Below are 22,201 nucleotides of genomic sequence, written 5' to 3'. Positions count from 1 at the left end.
GCCCGAGTTCGGTCACCCGCCGCCCCGATGAACGTCATGCAGGCCTACGACGGGCTCAGTTGGGCGCGCCGGGCGGCACCCGAGGCAGCGGGTCGACCCGTACCGACCCGGCATCGGCGAGGAAGGCCCGGATCAACTCCCCTGCCTCACGCGCCTGTTCGTCGCCCTGGCAGCGCAGCTCCGTCCCTAGCCGCCGTACGGCACCGCGCAGCGCCATGCGCACCGGTGCGTGCAGAGCGGCGTCGTCGAGCAGGGGCAGCAGGTGGTTCAGGAGCGTCCAGTCCGCCGCGTGCTGCACGGCGACTCCGCCGGGCAGTTCCGCGGGCACCGGGTCGGTACGGCGCCAGGTGGTCGCGAGAAGCGCGTCGACGATGTCGGTGACACCGGGCACCGCGGGGTCGGCGGCATGCTGCCAGGCCACGCGGTTGAGGCGGGCCGGGTCCAGCAGGTGCTCCGTGACCAGTGCGGTCGCGACCCGTACGGCCTCGAAGGGGTCGAAGACGCGTCCGGCACCGGTGTCGAGGTACTGTTCCGTCCGGCCGTAGCGGATCGCGGGCGGGGTGAGGGTGTCCAACACCGCCCAGGGAAGGGCGAGTTGCTCGGCGCGCAGCAGCTCGGCAAGCCGGGTCACCGCCGTGTGCTGAGTGGTGGCGTCGACGGCTTCCGCGCCCCGGCCGTCCTCGCCCGCGAGGCCGTATGCGTAGCGCACCCCGCCCACCAGCCGGGCCACCGCCGTCACCTCGTGGCGGTGCAGCAGCTGCAACAGGACTGCCCGTTCCTGCAGTTCACCGGTCTGCCGGTCGGGCGGCAGCACCCCGCGGGAGAACCCGTCCAGCGCGATGCGGCGGATCCGCAGCATCGTCTCCAGCGCCTGGAGGGCGTCCGGCCCGCTCACCCAGGGCACGGCGTCGGCGTGGGCGGCGTTCGGACCCTGGGCGTCCTCGTCGGAGAGGTAGGTCAGGCCCGACTCGGCGGTCTGGCGGCGCAGTTCGGCGAGCGCGCTCTCCTCCTCGGAGGCGTCGAACCGGCCGTAGGCGTGGGCGACCAGGAAGTGGTCCCAGGGCCCGAGTCCCGTGCCGTACGCGGCGGACAGGTCGAGGTCGCCCTCCTCCGTGACGTGGATCCGCGCGTGCGGGTAGTCCATGACGGACGGCTCGGGGTGGTGCGTCCCGGCGAAGTTGTGCATGAAGCCGAGTGCGTGGCCGATCTCGTGCGCGGCGAGCTGGCGCAGCCGGGCGAGCACCAACTCCTCGACGGCGGCGAGCCGTTCGGCCTCGTCGGTGCGGCCGTAGGGTGCGAGCAGGGCCTCGCCGAGGGCGCGGACCTGTTCGACGCGCTGGGAGCCGAGGCGTACCCGGGCGTGCAGGATCTCGCCGGTGCGCGGGTCGGTCAGGCCCTGTCCGAGGGACCAGCCGCGGCCGGCCCGGTGCACCCAGACCACGCCGTTGACGTCGGGGTCGTACGGATCGAAGCCGTCGCCGCCGGGCTCGACCCGGTAGGCGTCCGGGAGCCCGATCCTGGCGAAGGCGTCCCGCCACCAGTTGCCGCCCTCGACGACCGCCGAGCGGAAGGGTTCGGGGACGGCCGGGTCGACCTGGAAGACGATCGGGGCGCCGCCGGGTTCGGCGCGGAAGCGGGGCTGGAGTTTGACCTGGGTGCTCGCCCGGCCGACGAGGCCGTGGTCGGCGTAGCCGATGCCGTAGCCGCCCGAGGCGGGGTGGTAGCGCCGGACGGGCAGCGGGGATGACGGGAGCCGGATCAGGGTCAGCTGCTGGACGACGGTGAGGGCGCGCGGGTCGGCGGCGACGGCCCGGACCGCCGGTCCGCGCCCTGGTCCCCGGAAAGTGAGGAGCGCGGGCAGGCGGACGGCGCCGGGGCCGGTGCGGCTGTCGGCGAGAAGCGGGAGGCTCGCGGACTCGTCGACCGTGTAGTCGCCCTGCTCGCGTGCGTGCAGATGCTCGGCGATCCGGTCGTGGTCGGCGAGGACGAGCCCGGTGGCGTCCACGACCGCCGCCCCGTTCTCCTCGCGCAGCACGGGCGCGCTCCACACCACGGACAGCGCGAACGACTCCTCCCCGGCCCGTACGGCGGCCTCGTCGCCGGAGGTCAGGAAGTGCTTGTTGCGCACGGCGAACAGGACCCGGTCGCCGACCCGGCGGAACTCCGCGAGCCATGTCTTGCCCGCCCGGCCCCGGTCGAGCCACAGGTCGCTGGAGCCCAGGCCCTGGGAGAGGGAGACGGTGAGGAGGAAGGGTTCGTCGAAGTGGCGGATGCCCAACAGCAGCCGGTCCGACCGGAGTTCGGGGTCGGGGATCAGGTCGAGGAAGTCGGCTTCGCCGGGCATGCGGGGGCCTTTCGGTCGATCATCGTCGCGTTGATGTTGCCAGGCCCCCGCCGCTCGGCCCGCCATGGCTGGTTGTTACGGTTCGCCGGTGTCTGAATCTTCACGCGATACCGCCGAAGGCGCCGGTTGGGGCACCGCGGAGCGCGGCGCGTACCAGCAACTCATGCCGTCCCACGTCGAGAAGGTCTCGTGGCTCGACCCGAAGACCCTGTGGGCCGCACGCAACGGCGTGCTGGCGTCCTGGTTCGGGGACCCCACGGGCGACACCCGCAGCCGTTGGGCCGCGCAGCGCACGGCCGCCGGAGCACCTGCCGACAAGGTGATCCGACGCGATGACCCGGACACCTTCTCCTTCATGGTCATCGGCGACACCGGCGAGGGCGACGACCCCCAATACGCCGTCGTACCAGGCTTTCTGAAGGTCAGTCAGGGAACGAACTTCGCGGTCGTCACCAGTGACGTCATCTATCCCGTCGGCACCGCGGACGACTACGAGACGAAGTTCTTCCGCCCGTACCAGCACTACCCGGCGCCGATCTACGCGATACCCGGCAACCACGACTGGTACGAGGGTCTCGGCGGCTTCATGCGTGTCTTCTGCGACGACGCGCCCGCGTTGCCCGCACCGCAGTCGAAGCCGCGCCCCCTGACGCGTGCCTGGTGGCGCTCGCTGCTGTGGCACCACGCCCGCCCGTCCGACGGCCAACGCCTGGACAAGGCAAGACAGTTGCGGTCCTCGCCGCTCCAACAGGCCGTGCAGCCGGGCCCGTACTGGGCGATCGACGCGGGACCGGTGCGAATCATAGGCATCGACACGGGGCTGTTGGGCACGATCGACGCCGAACAGGGTGCCTGGCTGCGCGAGGTGGCGAAGGGGCCGACGCCGAAGATCCTCCTCACCGGTTCGCCCCTGTACGTGGACGGCGAGCACCACCCCTGCGCCATCGACGGCGGCGGCACGGTCGACGACATCGTCAGCGATCCGGCCCACCACTTCGTGGCGGCGATAGGCGGCGACATCCACAACTACCAGCGGTATCCGGTCCGGTTGGCGGACGGCCGCACGCTCCAGTACGTGGTCTCGGGCGGCGGCGGCGCGTTCATGCACGCCACCCACACCGTCCCGCGCGTCGACATCGCCAACGTCACCGAGCAGGACTTCCGCTGCTATCCGCTGCGCGGCGACTCGTTGGCCTTCTACAGCAGGCTGTACGGACGTCGGCTGCGTCTGCGCCGCTTCTTCACCCTCACCGAGGCCGAGGCGTCGGCCGTGATCTGCGAGCGCCTCGGCATCCCGCCGACCCGCACGCCGGGCCCGCCGGTCCGCATCACCCGCCGGATCCGCCTGGTCGCGAGCCTGCTGGGCGCCGGTGGCCGTCCCGACCGCACCTCCCGTTTCCGGCTCCCGGTGCGCAAGATCTACACCCAGCTGTTCTCGCCCAGCTCGGTGACGTACAGCCCGCCGTTCTTCAAGTGCTTCCTGCGGCTGGACGTCACCCCGGAGGCGGTCCGTCTGCGCTGCTTCGCGGCCACCGGCAATCGCGCCCAGGAGATCGACCCGCCGGTCGAGGACGAGATCACCATCCCGCTGCACTGATCACACGCCCGCAATGTTCACCTGCCACAATCGGGACAGAACAGCACTGCCGTACGACAGCCGGAGGAGCCCGTGTCGCCCACCTCACGCCCGTTGCGGAAGCTGGGCTTCCTGACCATCGGCCTGTTCGACGAGGCCGATCCGCGCCGGGGCCACGAGTCGACGCTGGAGATCATCGAACTGGGCGAGCGCCTCGGCTTCGACAGCGCGTGGCTGCGCCACCGCCATCTCCAGTACGGCATCTCCTCCCCCGTCGCCGTCATGGCGGCGGCCTCGCAGCGCACCAGCCGTATCGAACTCGGCACGGCGGTGATCCCGCTCGGCTGGGAGAACCCGCTGCGGCTGGCGGAGGACCTGGCGACCGTCGACATCCTCTCCGGGGGTCGTATCAACCCGGGTGTGAGCGTCGGGCCGCCGATGCACTTCGAGCAGCTCAAGGAGGCGCTGTACCCCGACACGGCCGACGTCGAGGACTTCGGCTACGAGCGGGTGCGGCGGCTGCTGGACTTCGTGCGGGGCAAGCCGGCCACCGACTTCAGCGGGGTCGAGGGCTTCGAGGTGTTCTCCGACCGGGTGCAGCCGCACTCCCCCGGTCTGGGCCGTCGCCTCTGGTACGGCGGCGGCAGCACGAGCTCGGCGAAGTGGGCCGGCGAGCACGGGATGAACTTCCTGACGAGCAGTGTCGTCAAGGCCGAAGGACCGGACGAGTCAAGGGACTTCGCGGAGATCCAGCTCTCCCACATCCGTACGTTCCGCGCCCACCACCCCGACGGCGACGCCGCCCGGGTCTCCCAGGGGCTGGTGGTCATCCCGACCGACTCCGCGTCACCCGAACAGCGCGCGAAGTACGAGGAGTTCGCCCGCAAGCGCACTCCTCGTACCGCCTCGCCCCAGGGCCCGGCCCGGCTGATGTTCGCGCCGGACATCGTCGGTACCTCCGACGAGATCGCCGAACTCCTGCACGCGCACGCCGCGTTCAGGGAGATCGACGAGGTGGCGTTCGCGCTGCCGTTCACCTTCGAGCACGAGGACTACGTGCAGATCCTCACGGACATGGCGGCGAAACTGGGACCGGCCCTCGGGTGGAAACCCGCCGCCTGACCCCGGTGTCACCAGCGGCCGGGCTCGGTGCCGACGATCGGCTCGGAGGGCTTGCCGTCCACGCCGACCGGTATGTCGCCGGTGAGCATCACACGGTGCATGGTCCGGGGGAAGCCGAGGTGGGCGTTGTCGCCGGGGGCGAGGTGGATGGTGGCCCGGTTGTCCCAGAAGGCCACGCTGCCCGGCTCCCAGCGGAACCGGACCGTGTACTCGGGCCGGGTCGCCTGTGCGAGGAGCATCTCCAGGATCGCGGCGCTCTCCGCGCGGGAGACGTCGGTGATCTGCTCCAGGTAGTAGCCGTTGACGAACAGCACCCGCTCACCCGTCTCGGGATGCACCCGTACCAGCGGGTGCACCGAGGCGACCTGGTGGTCCAGGAGGTGGCGGACGTAGGCGTCGTCGCCGGGCCGCGGCTGATAACCGACGCCGAGCCGGTGCTCGGCGCGCAGTCCGTCCACGAACTCCCGTACCGGCTGCGACAGTCCGGCGTACGCGGCGGCCAGATTCGACCAGGTGGTGTCGCCGCCGTACGCCGGGACGGTCTCGGCGCGCAGGATCGTCGCGGCCGGCGGGTCGACGCGGGCGCCGTGGTCGCAGTGCCAGCCGCGCAGCAGCGTGTGCCGTCGCCGCTCCAGCCACTCCTCGTGCTCCATGCCGAAGCGTCCGCCCAACTCCAGCCGGTCGGCGGTCGTTTCGACCTCGGGGAAGCCCTCCGGTGACGCGCTCCCGCGCCGCCCGAGCACGACCGGCTCCCCGAACCGCCGCGCGAACGCCACATGCCCAGCGTGGTCCAGCCGTTGCCCGCGGAAGAACACGACCTTCCAGCGCAGTACCGCCGCCCGGATCGCGGCGACCACGGCGTCGTCGAGGTCACCGGCCAGATCGACCCCGGTGATCTCGGCCCCGATGTGCCCGGCGGCCGGCCTCACCTCCATCCCGTCCACCCGCACCGCCTCGTCCGTCGTACCGCTGCTGTCCGTGGTCATACGTGCTCCGTAGGTCGTCCGTACCGGCTCGTACCGGTTCCGAGGAAGATCGTGTCAGCGATCCCCGCACAGGGCGACAGGGGTTCCGGTCGCCCATACTGGCTGTACCGCACATCCAAGGGAAGGTCCGACCGTGATCAGCATCCCGACGCACACGCTCAACGACGGTACGAAGATCCCCGCCATCGGCCTGGGCACCTGGCCAATGGACGACGCGACGGCCGAGGAGGCCGTCGACGGCGCGTTGCGCATGGGCTATCGCCTGGTGGACACGGCGACGAACTACCGCAACGAGACCGGCGTCGGCCGTGGCATCGCCCGCAGCGACGTGCCGCGCGAGGAGATCGTCGTGACGACGAAGCTGCCGGGCCGCCATCACGGCTACGAGGAGACCCTCGCGTCCTTCGAGGAGTCCCGGGTGCGGCTCGGGGTGGAGTACGTGGACCTCTACCTGATCCACTGGCCGCTGCCCCGCGTCGACAAGTACGTCGATTCCTGGAAGGCGATGATCAAGCTCCGCGAGGAGGGTCTCGTCCGGTCGATCGGCGTCTCCAACTTCACGCCCGGACACATCGAGCGCCTGGAGAAGGAGACCGGCGTGCCGCCCTCCGTCAACCAGATCGAGTTGCATCCGCTGTTCCCGCAGGACGAACTGCGTGCCTTCGATGCCGAGAAGGGCGTTCTCACCGAGAGTTGGAGTCCTCTCGGGCGCGGCTCCGAGCTGTTGAACGACCCCACCGTCGTGACGGTCGCCGAGGTCTTCGGTGTGACGCCGGCCCAGGTGGTGCTGCGCTGGCACACGCAGCTCGGGGCCATCCCGATCCCCAAGTCGGCGGACCCCGACCGGCAGCGCGCGAACCTCGACATCTTCGGCTTCGAACTCGGCCCGGCCCAACTGGCCGCGATCTCCGACCACACGCCCCAGCGGCTGGGCGGGGACCCGGAAACGCACGAGGAATTCTGAGCATCCCGGGGGTGGAAGTTGCGTGTTTCCGCCCCCAACTCGCCTTCCCTGCCTCTATGTTCACGGCGGAGGCTCAAGATCTCACCGGAAGGCCCTCGTATGCGCAACGCGTTCCGTACCGCCGTGACCGGAGCGGTGGCCGCCGCCGTTCTGCTGATCGGCGGCACCGCCCAGGCGACACCCGCCGGGCCCGGCGTCACCGCCAAGCTGATCAGCCAGACCACGATCGGCGACACCGACTACACGCTGCGCGAGATCACCATTCCGCCCGGCCAGGCCACCGGCTGGCACTACCACGACGGCCCCCTGTACGGCTTCGTCAAGCAGGGCACGCTCAGCCACTTCGACTCCGACTGCGCCTCCGACGGCGTGTACAAGGCGGGCAGCACCATCCAGGAACCGGCCGGGTCGGACCACGTCCACATCGGCCGCAATCTGGGGAACACCCCTCTCGTCCTCGACGTGCTGTACGTCCTGCCGCACGGATCGCCGTTCTCGGAGGACGCGCCGAACCCCGGCTGCCCCTTCCAGTAGGCCCTCCGGTCAGTCCGTCGGCAGCGGCTGTTCGGCCCAGATGGTCTTGCCGCTGCCGGTCTGCCGGCTGCCCCAGCGCTGGGTGAGCTGGGCGACGAGGAGGAGTCCACGTCCGCCCTCGTCGTAGGCGTGGGCGCGGCGCAGATGCGGTGAGGTGGAACTGCCGTCGGAGACCTCGCAGATGAGGGCGCGGTCGCGGATCAGGCGGAGCTGGATGGGCGGTTCGCCGTAGCGGATGGCGTTGGTGACGAGTTCACTGACGACGAGTTCGGTGACGAAGGCCTCCTCGTCCAGTCCCCAGGCGGTGAGTTGCTCGGTGGCGGACTGCCGGGCCCCGGCCACGTGCGCGGGGTCCGGTTCGATGTCCCAGGTGGCTACCCGGTCGGCGCCCAGGGCCCGGGTGCGCGCCAGCAGCAGGGCCACGTCGTCGCTGGGCTCCTCCGGCATCACCGCCTTCAGCACCGAGTCGCACAGCGCGTCCAGCGACTCGGCGGACGCGGTGAGCGCGCGGCAGAGTTCGGCGCTGGCATGGTCGACGTCGCGGTCGCGGTCCTCGATCAGCCCGTCCGTGTACAGGGCGACGACGGCGCCCTCGGGCAGCTCCAACTCGACCGCCTCGAAGGGGAGTCCGCCGACGCCGAGCGGTGGTCCCGCGGCCATGGGGACGAGGCTCGCGGTCCCGTCGGGCAGGACGACGGCCGGCGGTGGATGCCCGGCGGCGGCCATGGTGAGCCGGCGCGAGACGGGGTCGTAGACGGCGTAGAGGCAGGTGGCGCCGAGTTCCGCGACCTCGTCGCCGGTGTCGTCCGTCGCGAGGTGGGTGACCAAGTCGTCGAGGTGGGTGAGGAGTTCGTCGGGCGGCAGGTCGACGTCGGCGAGCGTACGGACCGCCGTGCAGAGCCGGCCCATGGTCGCCGAGGACGGGATGCCGTGGCCGACGACGTCGCCAACGACGAGCGCGACCCGGCCGCCGGACAGCGGGATCACGTCGAACCAGTCGCCGCCGATGCCCGCGAGCGACCCGGAGGGCAGATAGCGGTGGGCGACCTCGACCGCCGCCTGCCCGGGCAAGTCCCTGGGGAGCAGGCTGTGTTGGAGGGCGAGCGCGGTGGAGCGCTCGCGGGCGAAGCGGCGCGCGTTGTCGATGCAGACGGCGGCGCGGCTGGCCAACTCCTCGGCGAGTACGGCGTCGTCGGCGGCGTAGTCGTCCGGGTGGGCCATCCGGACGCCCACCGCGACGCCGAGCGTGGTGCCGCGCGCCCGCAGCGGCACGGCGATCATCGAGTGGACGCCCTTGCGGTGTGGACTCCCCTCGGGCGAGCGGGCGTTGCGGTCATCGACCCAGCGGACGAAGTCGGGTTCGCCGGCCTGACTGCGCACCGCCCGCCCCGCGCGCAAGGCCTGCACAGGTGGCGAGAACGGCGGGTAGACGTCCGCCTCCCCCAGCCGTACGGCGGCGTCCGGTGTGCCCTCGGTGACCGAGCCGTGGGCGACGCGGCGCAGCACGATCTCGCCGTCCGGGGCCGGCGGTGGTTCGTCGGCGCCGAGCACCCACGGGAGCAGGTCCACGCTGGCGAAGTCGGCGTAGCGCGGGACGAGGATCTCCACCAGTTCCTCGGCGGTGCGGACCACGTCGAGGGTGGTGCCGATGCCGGCCGCCGCCTCGTTGAGCAGGGCCAGCCGCTGTTGGGCGAGGTACTGCTCGGTGCTGTCGAACGCCGCGAGGGCGACCGCGGTCGGCCGGCCGGACGGGTCCTTGAGGGGCCACATCTCGATGCTCCAGGCGTGCTCCCGGTTCAGGGCGGGAGCGCCCGCCCAGCTGTTGTAGCGGACCGGTCTGCCCGTCTCGGCGACCAGGCGCAGGTTGCTCAGGAAGCTCCGGCTGTGGTCGGCGTCCTCCACGCTCTCCGGGAAGTAGCGGCCGACGAGGACGTCCTCCGGCACGCCCATCACGCGGCAGGCGACGTCGTTGAGGCGGAGGTAGCGCTGCTCGGTGTCGAAGACGGACAGTGACATCGACGCCTGCTCGAAGGCCTGCTCAGCGAGCGTGGGCGAGGACGCGGACGCGGATGCGGATGCGGAGGGCGGTTCGGCGGTGAGGACGTATCCGTCCGGTGTACCGTCCGCGCCGAGCACCGCGCAGGCCCGCACCGTGAGCGGGAGCGGGGAGCCGTCCCGGTGTCGTAGCACCACCGGGCCCGCCAGGGCGGCCACGGACGTGGCGGACGGAGGTTCGGCGAGGAGTGCTCCCACCGACCGCCCCACGGCCTCCTCGGCCGGGTAACCCGTCAGTGAGCGGGCACCCTCGCTCCACCCCGTCACGATGCCTCGGACATCGATGACCGCCGCGGCGGAGGCCTGCTCCATATCGTCCAGGATGGTCCCTTTACCGCGCCGCATCAACCGCGATACGGCATTTGCGGCCCCTGGGTCACTTCCGGTGGGCGCGAAGTGCGGCGAGGGCGCGGTCGGCGTGGGTGTTCATACGCAGTTCGCTGGAGACGATCTCGAGGATGGTGCGGTCCTCTCCTACGACGAAGGTGACCCGCTTGGTGGGGGCGAGCGAGAACCCGCGCTTGACCCCGAACAGCTCCCGGATCGTCCCGTCGGTGTCCGAGAGGAGCGGCATGCCGAGGGTGTGCTTCCCGGCGAACTCCTGCTGCTTGTCGACGGAGTCGCCGCTGATGCCGACGGGCCGCGCGCCGAGAGCCGCGAACTCGGCGGCCAGATCACGGAAGTGGCAGGCCTCGGCGGTGCAGCCGGCGGACAGGGCGGCCGGATAGAAGAACAGCACCACCGGCCCCTCGGCGAGCAGTTCCGTGAGGCTGCGTTCCGCGCCGGTCTCGTCCGGCAGCGTGAAGTCCTCGACCTTGTCGCCGACGTTCAGGCGTCCTGTCATGACTGTCCCTCCCCATTCTTCGCGACACTGCGGGCCCACAGTACGAGGGGCACCTGCAGCGGCAGCCGCCCGTAGGCCGCCGCCTTCTGCGGGGCCGGGCGGTCCCGCCAGTCCAGCGCCATCTTCACGTTGGCGGGGAACACGCCCACGAAGAACGCCGCCGCGGCGAGCGCGGCCGTACGCCGGGTGCGCGGCAGCGCGATCCCCGCGGCCAGCGCCAGTTCGACGGCACCGCTCGCGTACGTCCAGGCCCGGGGCGTCCCCGGCAGGGCGCTCGGGATCGTCGCGTCGAACTGTTTCGGCGAGGCGAAGTGAGCGACTCCCGCGGTCGCCAGCAGACCGGCGAGCAACAGCGACGAGCGTTCGGACCGTGGCACGGTTCCTCCTCTGATGGCCTGCCGCGCGATATTACTTGACGGTAGGCCAGTGCTGACGGTTGACCTTGTCCAAAGGTGAGGCCCGACGGTCGTGCGGAGACGAACGAGAGGAAACCGCATGAACGCGCGCTGTCTGATCCTCGACATCGGGGGTGTCCTGGAGCTCACGCCCCCGACGGGCTGGCTCGCCCGCTGGGACGAGCGTCTCGGCCTTCCGCAGGGCACGGCGGACGGGCGACTGGCCGACGTCTGGGAGGCCGGCGAGGTCGGGACCATCGCCGAGAACGAGGTGCGCGAGCAGGTGGCCGCCCGGCTGGGGCTGGGCCCGGTGGACACCGAGTCCTTCATGGCCGACCTGTGGGGCGAGTACCTGGGCACCCCGAACACCGAACTCATCGACTACGTGGCGACGCTGCGCCCGCGCTGCCGGCTGGGCATCCTCAGCAACAGTTTCGTGGGCGCCCGCGAGCTGGAGACGGCGGCGTACGGCTTCGACCGGCTGGTGGACGAAATCGTCTACTCGCACGAGACCGGCGTCCGCAAACCCGATCCCAAGACCTTCGCCCTCACCTGCGAACGGCTCCAAGTCTGGCCCGGCGACTGCCTGTTCGTCGACGACTTCGCTCCCCACATCAAGGCCGCCAGGGCCGCGGGAATGCAGGCACACCTCTTCGAGGACAACGCCGGCACGGTCGCGCGGATCGCCGCACATCTGGACCCTACAGTTTCGGTCTGACCTTTGATATGTTTCAAAAACAGACCGAAGAAGGGTCCACAGTCTATGGACTTCGAACTGACCGAGGACCAGGAAACGATCCGCAAGTCCGTCGCCGGACTGCTGCGCGACTTCGACGACCAGTACTGGATGGAGAAGGACCAGGCGCACGAGTTCCCGACGGAGTTCTACGAGACCGTCGCCGGCGGCGGCTGGCTCGGCATCACGATCCCGGAGGAGTACGGCGGCCACGGCCTCGGCATCACCGAGGCCAGCCTGCTCCTGGAGGAAGTGGCACGGTCGGGCGGCGGCATGAACGCGGCCAGCGCGATCCATCTGTCCATCTTCGGCATGCATCCGGTGGTGGTGCACGGCTCCGAGGAGCTGAAGCGACGCACGCTCCCACGCATCGCCACCGGCGACCTCCACGTCTGTTTCGGCGTCACCGAACCGGGCGCGGGACTCGACACCGCGAGCATCACGACGTACGCACGACGGGACGGCGACCACTACGTCGTCAACGGCCGCAAGGTGTGGATCTCCAAGGCGATGGAGTCGGAGAAGATCCTTCTCCTGACCCGCACCAGCAAGGCCGATGAGGTCACCAAGAGGACCGACGGGATGACCCTGTTCCTGACGGACATCGACCGCGACCGGATCGACATCCGCCCGATCCCCAAGATGGGCCGCAACGCCGTCACCTCGAACGAACTCTTCATCGACGACCTGCGCATCCCGGTCGAGGACCGCGTCGGCGAGGAGGGCCAGGGCTTCCGCTACCTCCTCGACGGCCTCAACCCGGAACGCATGCTGATCGCGGCGGAGGCACTGGGCATCGGCAGGGCGTCACTCGACAAAGCGGTCCAGTACGGCAAGGAGCGCATCGTCTTCGGCCGCCCGATCGGCATGAACCAGGCCATCCAGTTCCCCCTCGCGGACTCCCTCGCCCGCCTCGACGCCGCCGAACTCGTGCTCCGCAAGGCGACCTGGCTGTACGACAACGGGAGGCCCTGCGGGCGGGAGGCGAACACCGCCAAGTACCTGTGCGCGGACGCCGGGTTCACCGCCGCCGACCGGGCGGTGCAGACACACGGGGGCATGGGCTACTCCGAGGAGTACGCCGTGGCCCGCTACTTCCGCGAGGCCCGCCTCATGCGTATCGCACCGATCAGTCAGGAAATGATCCTGAACTACCTGGGATCACACACGCTGGGACTCCCGAGGAGCTATTGAATGACCGCCAGCACAGGGCTGTTCGACCTCACGGGCCGGTCGGCGCTCGTCACCGGCGCCGGGGGCGGCATCGGTTCCGCGGTCGCCGAGGCGCTGGCGCGCGCGGGTGCCGCGGTGCTGGTGACCGACGTCGACGAGGCAGCCGCCGCGGCCGTCGCGGGGAAGATCAACGCCGCGGGCCTGACGGCGGACAGCGCCGCACTCGACGTACGGGACCGGCCCGCCGCCGACGCGGCCGTGGCACGCGCGGCGGCACTCGCCGACGGAACGCTGCACATCCTCGTGAACAACGCCGGGGTCATCGCCCCGGCCATGTTCGACAAGCTGGAGGAGGAGGCGTTCCGGCGCGTCCTCGACATCCATGTGATGGGCACCTTCCACTGCGCGCAGGCCGCGCTGCCGTTCCTGCCGGACGACGGCACAGGACGGATCATCAACGTCACCTCGTCGGCGGGCCTGGTCGGCACGCTCGGGCAGGTCAACTACTCGGCCGCGAAAGCCGGGATCATCGGCCTGACGAAATCCCTTGCCCGCGAACTGGCGCGGCGGCGGGTACTGGTCAACGCCCTTGCGCCGCTGGCCGCCACGCCCATGACGGAGACCATCCGCACCAACGAGAAGTTCTCGGCCCAGATGCTCGCCCGCATTCCGCTGGGGCGGTGGGCCGAGCCGGCGGAGGTCGCGGGCAGTTTCGTGTTCCTCGCCTCGGACGCCGCCTCCTTCATCACCGGGCAGGTCCTGCCGGTGGACGGTGGCATGGTCATGTGACGGGCGGCGTGCGTGCTGCGCGGCACGGTGATGTGACAGGCGGCGCGCGTGCTGTGTTGAATGGTTCAGCCAAAGAGGCCGAAGAGCGCGGCCTTCGACGAGAGGCCTGAACCTGTGCAGAGCGCCGAGCACCCTTCCCGCACCGTCCGGGGGCGCGCTACGGCCGGAGAACCCCGGCCGCGCTTCGACACGCTCACCGTGCCCAAGGCGTCGGACGTGCTGGCGGCGGAGGTGCGGGAGCGGATTCTCTCCGGGGAGTTCACGGAGGGCACGGCGCTGCCGCCGGAGCGGCAACTCGTCGAGCAGACGGGGCTGAGCCGGGCGACGGTGCGCGAGGCACTGCGCATCCTGGAGGTCGAACGGCTCCTGGAGATCAGGCCGGGGCGCGGGGGCGGTGCCTTCGTACACCGGCCGGGCCGCGAATCGCTCGCGAATACCGTGCGTTTGGTGATCCGGGGGCAGCGCATCCGCCTTGAGGACCTGCACGAGACCCGGGAGGCGATCGAGCCCGCGTGCGCGGCGCTGGCGGCCAGGCGCCGCACGGACGCCGACCTCGCGGAGCTGGACGACGCCCATGCGGACCTCGTGGCGGCCGGGGACGACATCCAGCGCTTTCTGCGTGCCAACATCCACTGGCACAACGCCGTGGCGAGGGCAGGGGAGAACGAGCTTCTCATCGGGTTCATGAGCGCGCTCTCGCAGTCGATCCACGCGGCCACCAACATCGAGCAGTTCATGGACGCGGACATCCGCAGGCTCACCGCCCGCGCGCACGCCCGGATCACTGAGGCGATCCGGGACCGCGACAGCGAGGCCGCGATGCGCCGGATGACGCGCCATGTGTGCGGCTTCGCCCGCGCGGCGGCCGAGGTGGACCGCCGAGACGGCGTGGACCTCATTGATCCCGAGAACTGACTCACTCGAAGGTGAGAATGTGATTCTCTTCTTCGTGCAACACCATTGACAGTTTCGGTCTGACCTTTAATACCATCGCGGTATGAGCAAGGTGACTCCCGTGCTGACCGTGGCCGCCGACGGAGACGTCCGCATCGTCACCCTGAACCGCCCGGACCGGTTGAACGGCGTGTCCGAGGAACTGCACCGACGGCTGTCCGAGGTGTGGCGCGAGCTGGCGGACGACACGAAGGCCCGGGCCGTCGTCCTTACGGGCGCGGGACGGGCGTTCAGCGCCGGCGGCGACTTCGACCATCTGCTACGACACCACACCGATCCGGAGCTGCGGGAGCGGTCGATCCGGCTCGACCGCACCATCCAGACGGAGATGATCCGTTTCCCGCTGCCGGTGATCGCCGCCGTCAACGGCCCTGCGGTGGGCCTGGGTTGCAGCCTCGCCCTGGCCTGCGATCTCGTACTGATCGCCGAGGACGCCTACTTCGCGGACCCGCACATCTCGGTCGGCCTGGTGGCCGGCGACGGCGGAGTCACCCTGTGGCCGATGCTCACCAGCCTGCTGCGCGTGAAGGAGTACCTCTTCACCGGGGACCGCATTCCCGCGGCCAAGGCGGTCGAGTTCGGCCTCGCCAACCGCACGGTCCCGCCCGACGACCTGATGCGCGAGGCACTCACCCTGGCCCACCGGCTCGCGGCCCAGCCCGCCGAGGCCCTCCGCGCCACCAAGCTGGCCCTCGCCGCCGTCGTCGAGCAGGTGTCACGCGGCGGCATGGAAGCGGCACTGATGGCCGAGCGGGCCACGATGACCAGCCCGGACCACATCCGCATCATCACCGAACTCGCGTCCCGCGCCGAACGGCGCGCGAACCCCCCTGAGGAGCACTGAGCGTGGACCGCGAGGAGTTCGTCCTGGTCCGCGACATGGTGCGCTCACTCGCGACCCGGCACGGCGTGACATCGGCGGACGAGGTGAAACCGTCGACCCGAGCAGCGGCCCAACAGGCCCTGGACGAACTGGATTTGGCAGAACTACGGCGCACCTCTCCCCCGGCGGCGACCGCACAGGAGTGCGCGCTGCTCGCGGAGGAACACGGCCGCCGCCCCCTCACGACGTCCCTGCTCGGTACGGTCCTGCTGGCCCCGGAGTTGCTCCGACTGCTCGGCGCCTCCACCTCACCGGCGATCCCCACGATCGCGTTCACCCGCGAACTCCGTTTCCCCGGACGGACACCGACGGATCTGGTCGCCTGGGACAGCGAGGGAGCCGACAGCGCGCTCTGCGTCACCACCGACGGGACGGTCAGTCGGGTCGAGTTGGGCCCGTCGGCGCCGAGCACGGACCTCGTGCGCACGGTGCGCGCGGTGCCGTCGGATGCTCCCGTGGAGGTCGTCGGCCAACTCGCGGCTGATGACCAACTCCGTTGGCAGGCCTACGCCCTTGTCGTCGTGACCGCCGAACTCGTCGGCGCCGCAGGCTCGTTCGTGGAGCAGGCGGTCCAGTACGCCCGCGACCGCCGCCAGTACGGACAGGCCATCGGCTCCTTCCAGGCCGTTCAGCATCTGCTCGCGGACGCGACGGTCCTGGTGGAGGCGTGCACCAGCGTCACGCGCTACGCGGCCTGGTGCCTCGACAACGAACCCCCGGAACGGGCCCTCGCGGCGGCACGTGTCGCCAAGGCGGAGGTCAACTCCTCTGCGCTGGAAGCGGTTTACGCCGGGATGCAGGTCTTCGGCGGTATCGCCCAGACGTGGGAGCACATCGCGCACCTGTACCTGCGGAAGGTGCGGCTGGGCTCGACCCTGCTCGCCACGACGGCCGAGCTGCTCCCCGCGCTGGCCGTACCGGAGGTGACGCGATGACCTCCACCCCGCTGGACTTCGGCAACCCGGTCGAACTGGACCGGCTGCGACAGGAGTTCCGTGCCTGGCTGGCCGAACACCCGCTCCCTGAGCGGCAGTCGGACGAACCTTTGCCGGTCTTCCTGCACCGCTGGCACCGGCTCCTGCACTCGGGCGGCTGGGTCGGCCTCGACGTCCCGGAGCGCTACGGCGGCCGGGGCCTGACCGCGCTGCACCAGGTCGCGATCAGTGACGAACTGGGCGCCTGCCGGGCACCGGGCGTCCCCCGGATCGGCTATCTCGCCCACGCGCTGCTGGAATTCGGCTCGGAGGAACAGCGACTGCGGTTCCTGCCAAGGATGTTGGCCGGGGACGAGGTGTGGTGCCAGGGCTTCAGCGAGCCGGGCGCCGGTTCGGACCTGGCGGGCATGAGCACCTTCGCCGAGCGGCACGACGGCCACTACACAGTGCGCGGTCAGAAGCTCTGGACCAGCTACGCCCAGTACTCCGGGCTGTGTCTGCTACTGGCCCGTACCGACCGCTCGGCACCGGCCCACAAGTCGATCTCGGCGTTCGTCCTGCCCCTCGACCGACCCGGCGTGACCGTACGACCGCTGCGCGCGGCCAACGGCGACGACGAGTTCTGCGAGCTGTTCCTGGACGATGTCCGCGTCGAGGAGTCCGAACGCATCGGTGTCGAGGGCGTCGGCTGGGCCCTGGCGATGACGACGGTGTCGTACGAGCGCAACGCCCTCGACACCGGGCACATCTCGAAGTACGGACTGCTCGTCGAACGGCTGCGGCGCTTCGCCGCCGAGCAGCGCGCCGGCCTGCCCGACGGACTGTTGTCCCGGATCGGCCGGTGCGTCGTGGACTACGAGGTCCTGGTGGCACACGCCCGCCGCCGTACCGCCGAACGTCTCGCCGGGCAGGTCGCCGGCCCGGAGTCGTCCGTGGACAAACTGCTGATGACGAGGACCGAACAGCGGCTCTACGACACGGCACTCGAGGTGTTCCCCGCCGAACTCGCCGGGGAGGGCGGTGAGTTGTTCGGTGACTACCTCTACTCCCGTGCGGCGTCCGTCTACGGCGGCACCTCCCAGATCCAGCGGAACATCATCGCCAAGCGGATCCTGCATCTGCCCTCGAACGGTTAGCCCTGGAGCCAACTGATGCGCTACGACGACGAATTCCTGAGCATCCCGAACGTCATCAGGCTGGCGGCCAGGCGTTTCGGGGACGCCACGGCGCTCATCGACGGTGACCGTCGATGGACGTTCCGGGAGCTGGAAGAGCAGATGGTCGACTCGGTCCGGGCCACCATGGCGCTCGGCATCAAGCCGGGAGACCGGGTCGGACTCTGCGCCCCCAACTCGGCCGAGTGGATCTTCGCGGCGCTGGGCATCCACGGCGCCGGGGCGATCCTGGTTCCGCTCAACACACGGTTCAAGGCGCAGGAGATCTCGTACATCCTGCGGAAGTCGGAGGCGGCGGCCGTGTTCGCCTCGCCCTTCCTCGGCAACGACTACATCGGTGAACTGCGGAAGGCCGATCCGGGACTTCCGGCCCTGCAGAAGACGGTGTCCGTTCTCGGTCCGCAGGGGACGGCCGAGCTGGCCTGGAACGACTTTCTCGGCGCCGGAGAGGGCGTTTCGGCGTCCGCGGCCCATGAGTCGATCGACCGGGTGACGCCGGACGACGTGTCCGACGTGATGTTCACGTCCGGCACCACCGGCCACCCGAAGGGCGTGATGCTCACCCACGGCCAATCCCTGCGCTCCTATGGGTGGATGTCCGAGGAGTACACCTTCCGGGCCTCCGACACCTTCCTGGTGATCCCGCCGTTCTTCCACTGCTTCGGTTACAAGGCGGGGTGGCTGGCCTCCCTGATGCACGGGGTGACCGTCATCCCCATGCCCGTCTTCGACGCCGGGCGGGCGCTGGACCTCATCGCCCAGGAACGGGTGAGCATCCTCCTCGGCCCGCCGACCATCTTCCACGACCTGGTCAATCATCCCGACCGTGCCCTGCACGACCTGTCGTCGCTTCGGGTCTCCATGACAGGCGGCACCACGATTCCGGAATCGCTGATCCGCGCCATGAAAACGGAGTTGTCGTTCGACATCGTGATGAGTGCCTACGGCCTCACCGAGTCGACGGCGCTGGTCACCACGACCCGGGTCGGCGACTCCGAGGAGACGGTCGCTCGCACAACGGGAAGCGCCATTCCCGGAGTCCAGGTACGGATCGTCGCGGCCGACGGTCTGGACGTGCCGATCGGTCTCGACGGCGAGATCCTCGTCCGCGGCTACAACGTCACCCGCGGCTACTGGGACGACCCCGACGCCACCGCCGCGACGATCGACGCCGAGGGCTGGCTGCACACCGGGGACATCGGCCGGCTCGACGACGACGGCAACCTCTCCATCGTCGACCGCAAGAAGGAGATGTACATCGTCGGCGGCTTCAACGCCTATCCGGCGGAGATAGAGAAGCTGCTTCTCGACTGCGAGAACGTCCAGCAGGTCGCCGTGATCGGGGTTCCCGACGAACGGCTCGGCGAGGTCGGCTGCGCCTTCGTGGTCACACCGCCGGACCACACCCCGACCGAGACGGACGTCATCGCCTGGGCCCGTGAGCACATGGCCAACTTCAAGGTCCCCCGGCATGTCCGCTTCGTCGACCAACTCCCGCGCAACGCAAGCCAGAAGGTGCTGAAGGACGAACTCCGCGCCGGTTTCACGGTTGCGGGCTGACATGACGACGACCGGGCCACTGGCCGGAATCACCGTGGTGGCGTTGGAGCAGGCGATCTCGGCTCCCATGTGCACCCGCACGCTCGGCGACTTCGGCGCCCGCGTGATCAAAGTGGAGAACCCCAAGGGCGGCGACTTCGCCCGCCACTACGACGACGTCGTCAAGGGGCTCGGCGCGCACTTCGTGTGGGTCAACCGGGGCAAGGAATCCGTCGCCCTGGACCTGAAGACACCCGGCGGCATGGACGTCCTGCACCGCCTGCTGAAGCGCGCCGACGTCCTCGTCTCCAACCTCACACCGGGCACCACGGCCAAACTCGGCATCTCCCCGGGCGACTTGAAAACCCGTCACCCCGATCTCCTCGCCGTCGAGATCGACGGCTACGGCCCCGGCGGCCCCCTCTCCCACAAGCGTGCCTACGACCTCCTCGTACAGGCCGAGTCCGGAGCCTGCGCGGTGACGGGCCACCCCGGAGCACCGGCCAAGCCGGGCCCACCGATGGCCGACGTGTGCAGCGGCCTCTACGCCGCCCTGTCCGTCGTCGCGTTGCTGTGCGGCAGAGAACGTGGCGTCGGGCCCGGCGCGTCATCCGTCGCGGTGAGCCTGTTCGACACGATGACGGAGCTGATGGGCTATCCGCTCACCTACACCCGCCACTCCGGCATCGAGCAACAGCCTCTAGGCATGAGCTCCCCCGCCGTCGCACCGTACGGCGCCCACCGCACGGCCGACGGCCACACCGTGGTCCTCGGCACGACGAACGACCGTGAATGGCAGCGCCTGGCACGGGAGTTGATCGACCGGCCCGACCTCGCGGACGACCCGCGCTTCAGCAGCAACGCCGGGCGCGTGGAGCACCGTGCCGTGCTGGAGCCGGAGATCAGCGCCTGGTGCGCACGGCACGACCTCGCTTATGTGCAGGACCGCGCGGACGCGGCCGGCATCGGCAACTCCCGCTACAACACGCCCAGCGACGTCATCGACCACCCCCATCTGCGGGCCCGCGACCGGTGGCGCGACATCGACACACCGTCGGGTCCGGTCCCGGCGCTGCTGCCGCCCCCGGTCATCGCCGGGTACGACCCACCGATGGGCGCGATCCCCGCTCTCGGCCAGCACACGGACGCCGTGCTCACCGAACTCGGCCTGGCCGTCGAGGAGATCGCCGTTCTCCGGGAGCAGGGAGCGGTGCGATGACCGGGGAGCCCGTTCTCCTGACGAGTGACGCGGAGGGCGTACGGACCCTGACGTTGAACCGGCCGCAGCGCAAGAACGCGATCGACGCGGAACTCTGGGATGCCCTGCGAACGGCGCTCTCCGCAGCGGGCAGCGATCGTACGGTGCGTGCGCTGGTCCTGACCGGTGCCGGCGGTGCGTTCTGCTCCGGGGCCGACATCCGCAACGGCGTCAGCACCGAGCATCCCCTGTACCGGATGCGGACCCTGAGCGAGGTCACGCTGCTGCTGCACGAGCTGCCGATCCCCACCATCGCCAAGGTGAACGGTGTTGCGGTCGGCGCGGGCTGGAACCTCGCCCTGGGTTGCGACTTCGTCGTGGCCACGCCGGAATCCACGTTTTCGCAGATCTTCGCGCGCCGCGCGCTGTCCCTGGACTGCGGCGGCTCGTGGCTGCTGCCGAAGCTGGTGGGGTTGCAACAGGCGAAACGGCTCGCGCTGCTGGCCGAGACGATCGGCGCCGAGGAGGCCCACGCCCTGAACCTGGTGACGTGGGTCGTGGACGCCGGCAAGATCGACCCTTTCGTCGACGACCTCGGCGCGCGACTGGTGGCCGGAGCCCCGGTCGCCCTCGCACAGAACAAGGCGCTCCTCAACGAGAACGCCGATCGCACCCTGCGGGAGGCCCTTGCCGGCGAGGCGCGGGCCCAGGCCATGAACTTCGCCACGGCAGACGTCCCGGAGGCGTATGCCGCCTTCGTGGAGAAGCGCCCACCTCGCTACACGGGGCGCTGGGCGGTGCCGGGAACAGCGGTACCGGGAACAGTCGTGCCGAGAACTACGGAGGACACGTGATGCGTGAGGCAGTGGTGGTGGAGGCGGTCCGTACCGCCGTCGGGAAACGGAACGGCGGTCTGGCCGGTGTGCACGCGGCCGACCTCTCCGCCGTCGTCCTGAACGCGCTCGTCGACCGCACGGGCCTTGATCCCGAGGTCGTCGACGACGTGGTGTGGGGGTGCGTCGGCCAGTTGGGCGACCAGTCGAGCAACATCGGGCGCTACGCGGTGCTGGCCGCGGGCTGGCCCGAGACCATCCCGGGGACCACGGTGAACCGGGCCTGCGGATCGAGCCAGCAGGCGCTGGACTTCGCCGTCCAGGCGGTCATGTCCGGTCAGCAGGACGTCGTGGTGGCGGGCGGTGTCGAGGTGATGAGCCGGGTCCCGCTCGGGTCCTCGCGGGCCGGCGGTGTGCCGTACGGGCCTCAAGTCCTCGCTCGTTACGAGGGGTTCTCCTTCAACCAGGGTGTGTCGGCCGAGAGGATCGCGCAGAAGTGGGGGCTGGGCCGGGGTGTGCTCGACGAGTTCTCCGCGCTGTCGCACGAGCGCGCGGCGGCCGCGCAGGACGGCGGAGCGTTCGAGGCACAGATCGTGCCGGTAGGCGTCGACACGGACGCGGTGTCGGTGGACGAAGGCATTCGGCGCGGCACGAGCATCGACACTCTCGCGAAGCTGAAACCCTCCTTCCAGGAGGACGGGGTGATCCACGCGGGCAACTCCTCCCAGATCTCCGACGGCGCGGCGGCCCTGCTGGTGACGACTCCGGAGAAGGCCCGCGAGCTCGGCCTGACACCGATCGTGCGCTACCGCGCGGGCGTGGTCACCGGCTCCGACCCGGTGCTCATGCTGACCGGGCCGATTCCGGCGACCGAGAAGGTGCTCCGCAAGGCGGGAGTGGGACTCTCCGAGGTGGGCGTCTTCGAGGTCAACGAGGCCTTCGCGCCGATCCCGCTCGCCTGGCTGGCCGAGACCGGCGCCGACCCTGCCCTGCTCAACCCGCTCGGCGGCGCCATCGCGCTCGGGCATCCGCTCGGCGCGTCGGGGGCCGTCCTGATGACCCGGATGATCCACCACATGCGGGACCACGGGATCCGCTACGGCCTGCAGACCATGTGCGAGGGCGGCGGCACCGCCAACGCCACCGTCGTCGAACTCGCTTCCTGA

General features: G+C 70.4%; 20 protein-coding genes. 15 read left to right on the top strand and 5 right to left on the bottom strand.

The window, feature by feature from the left end; translation table 11 throughout:
* Nucleotides 1–55: 55 nt before the first annotated feature.
* Complete coding sequence (locus tag OO70_RS04175) at nucleotides 56–2,344, bottom strand: zinc-dependent metalloprotease (protein WP_043664166.1); 2,289 nt, start codon at nucleotides 2,342–2,344, stop codon at nucleotides 56–58.
* 88 nt (nucleotides 2,345–2,432) lie between these two features.
* Between OO70_RS04175 and OO70_RS04170 the strand changes: the two genes are divergently transcribed.
* On the top strand, nucleotides 2,433–3,941 hold the full coding sequence (locus OO70_RS04170; RefSeq protein ID WP_043664163.1) for a metallophosphoesterase family protein: 1,509 nt from the start codon (nucleotides 2,433–2,435) through the stop codon (nucleotides 3,939–3,941).
* Between the two features lie 72 nt (nucleotides 3,942–4,013).
* Entirely contained in the window at nucleotides 4,014–5,042 is a 1,029-nt protein-coding gene (locus tag OO70_RS04165; RefSeq protein WP_043664159.1) for an LLM class flavin-dependent oxidoreductase, read from the top strand.
* 8 nt (nucleotides 5,043–5,050) lie between these two features.
* Here OO70_RS04165 and OO70_RS04160 read toward each other — a convergent pair whose 3' ends face one another.
* Nucleotides 5,051–6,028, bottom strand: coding sequence for a TauD/TfdA dioxygenase family protein (locus OO70_RS04160; RefSeq protein WP_043664157.1), 978 nt, complete (start codon nucleotides 6,026–6,028; stop codon nucleotides 5,051–5,053).
* 133 nt (nucleotides 6,029–6,161) lie between these two features.
* Between OO70_RS04160 and OO70_RS04155 the strand changes: the two genes are divergently transcribed.
* Together OO70_RS04155 and OO70_RS04150 are read left to right on the top strand one after the other, a co-directional pair.
* Nucleotides 6,162–6,992, top strand: a complete 831-nt coding sequence (locus tag OO70_RS04155; protein ID WP_043664155.1) for an aldo/keto reductase — start codon at nucleotides 6,162–6,164, stop codon at nucleotides 6,990–6,992.
* Between the two features lie 99 nt (nucleotides 6,993–7,091).
* A complete protein-coding gene (locus tag OO70_RS04150) occupies nucleotides 7,092–7,526 on the top strand; it encodes a cupin domain-containing protein (RefSeq protein WP_043664153.1) in 435 nt (144 codons plus the stop codon).
* A gap of 9 nt (nucleotides 7,527–7,535) precedes the next feature.
* Here OO70_RS04150 and OO70_RS04145 read toward each other — a convergent pair whose 3' ends face one another.
* The 3 genes from OO70_RS04145 to OO70_RS04135 all read right to left on the bottom strand — a co-directional run bounded on the left by OO70_RS04145 (nucleotide 7,536) and on the right by OO70_RS04135 (nucleotide 10,802).
* A complete protein-coding gene (locus OO70_RS04145) occupies nucleotides 7,536–9,893 on the bottom strand; it encodes an ATP-binding SpoIIE family protein phosphatase (protein WP_043664150.1) in 2,358 nt (785 codons plus the stop codon).
* Between the two features lie 64 nt (nucleotides 9,894–9,957).
* A complete protein-coding gene (locus tag OO70_RS04140) occupies nucleotides 9,958–10,425 on the bottom strand; it encodes a peroxiredoxin (protein WP_043664147.1) in 468 nt (155 codons plus the stop codon).
* Nucleotides 10,422–10,802, bottom strand: coding sequence for a DoxX family protein (locus OO70_RS04135; RefSeq protein ID WP_043664144.1), 381 nt, complete (start codon nucleotides 10,800–10,802; stop codon nucleotides 10,422–10,424). Before OO70_RS04135 ends, OO70_RS04140 begins: the two co-directional genes overlap by 4 nt.
* A 118-nt stretch (nucleotides 10,803–10,920) precedes the next feature.
* Between OO70_RS04135 and OO70_RS04130 the strand changes: the two genes are divergently transcribed.
* The 11 genes from OO70_RS04130 to OO70_RS04080 all read left to right on the top strand — a co-directional run bounded on the left by OO70_RS04130 (nucleotide 10,921) and on the right by OO70_RS04080 (nucleotide 22,201).
* On the top strand, nucleotides 10,921–11,538 hold the full coding sequence (locus tag OO70_RS04130; RefSeq protein WP_043664141.1) for an HAD family hydrolase: 618 nt from the start codon (nucleotides 10,921–10,923) through the stop codon (nucleotides 11,536–11,538).
* 45 nt (nucleotides 11,539–11,583) lie between these two features.
* Complete coding sequence (locus tag OO70_RS04125; protein WP_043664138.1) at nucleotides 11,584–12,750, top strand: acyl-CoA dehydrogenase family protein; 1,167 nt, start codon at nucleotides 11,584–11,586, stop codon at nucleotides 12,748–12,750.
* Entirely contained in the window at nucleotides 12,751–13,518 is a 768-nt protein-coding gene (locus OO70_RS04120; protein ID WP_043664135.1) for an SDR family NAD(P)-dependent oxidoreductase, read from the top strand.
* 60 nt (nucleotides 13,519–13,578) lie between these two features.
* The gene (locus tag OO70_RS04115; protein ID WP_234336699.1) at nucleotides 13,579–14,433 is read left to right on the top strand and encodes a FadR/GntR family transcriptional regulator; all 855 of its coding nucleotides are present in this window, start codon (nucleotides 13,579–13,581) and stop codon (nucleotides 14,431–14,433) included.
* A gap of 82 nt (nucleotides 14,434–14,515) precedes the next feature.
* Nucleotides 14,516–15,316 (top strand): enoyl-CoA hydratase/isomerase family protein, encoded by an 801-nt coding sequence (locus OO70_RS04110; RefSeq protein WP_043664130.1) that lies wholly within the window; start codon nucleotides 14,516–14,518, stop codon nucleotides 15,314–15,316.
* A gap of 2 nt (nucleotides 15,317–15,318) precedes the next feature.
* A complete protein-coding gene (locus OO70_RS04105; protein WP_043664127.1) occupies nucleotides 15,319–16,290 on the top strand; it encodes an acyl-CoA dehydrogenase family protein in 972 nt (323 codons plus the stop codon).
* Complete coding sequence (locus OO70_RS04100) at nucleotides 16,287–17,426, top strand: acyl-CoA dehydrogenase family protein (RefSeq protein ID WP_051740629.1); 1,140 nt, start codon at nucleotides 16,287–16,289, stop codon at nucleotides 17,424–17,426. Before OO70_RS04105 ends, OO70_RS04100 begins: the two co-directional genes overlap by 4 nt.
* Nucleotides 17,427–17,441: 15 nt before the next feature.
* Entirely contained in the window at nucleotides 17,442–19,025 is a 1,584-nt protein-coding gene (locus tag OO70_RS04095) for a FadD3 family acyl-CoA ligase (protein WP_043664124.1), read from the top strand.
* 1 nt (nucleotide 19,026) lies between these two features.
* Complete coding sequence (locus OO70_RS04090; protein WP_043664121.1) at nucleotides 19,027–20,223, top strand: CaiB/BaiF CoA transferase family protein; 1,197 nt, start codon at nucleotides 19,027–19,029, stop codon at nucleotides 20,221–20,223.
* Complete coding sequence (locus OO70_RS04085; RefSeq protein WP_043664118.1) at nucleotides 20,220–21,056, top strand: enoyl-CoA hydratase/isomerase family protein; 837 nt, start codon at nucleotides 20,220–20,222, stop codon at nucleotides 21,054–21,056. Before OO70_RS04090 ends, OO70_RS04085 begins: the two co-directional genes overlap by 4 nt.
* A complete protein-coding gene (locus tag OO70_RS04080) occupies nucleotides 21,056–22,201 on the top strand; it encodes a thiolase family protein (RefSeq protein ID WP_043664114.1) in 1,146 nt (381 codons plus the stop codon). Before OO70_RS04085 ends, OO70_RS04080 begins: the two co-directional genes overlap by 1 nt.

The organism is Streptomyces xylophagus (assembly GCF_000716435.1).
GTDB lineage: Bacteria > Actinomycetota > Actinomycetes > Streptomycetales > Streptomycetaceae > Streptomyces > Streptomyces xylophagus.
Note: the sequence above shows the minus strand (reverse complement) of the source record. Positions and strands in the feature narration are given on the sequence as shown.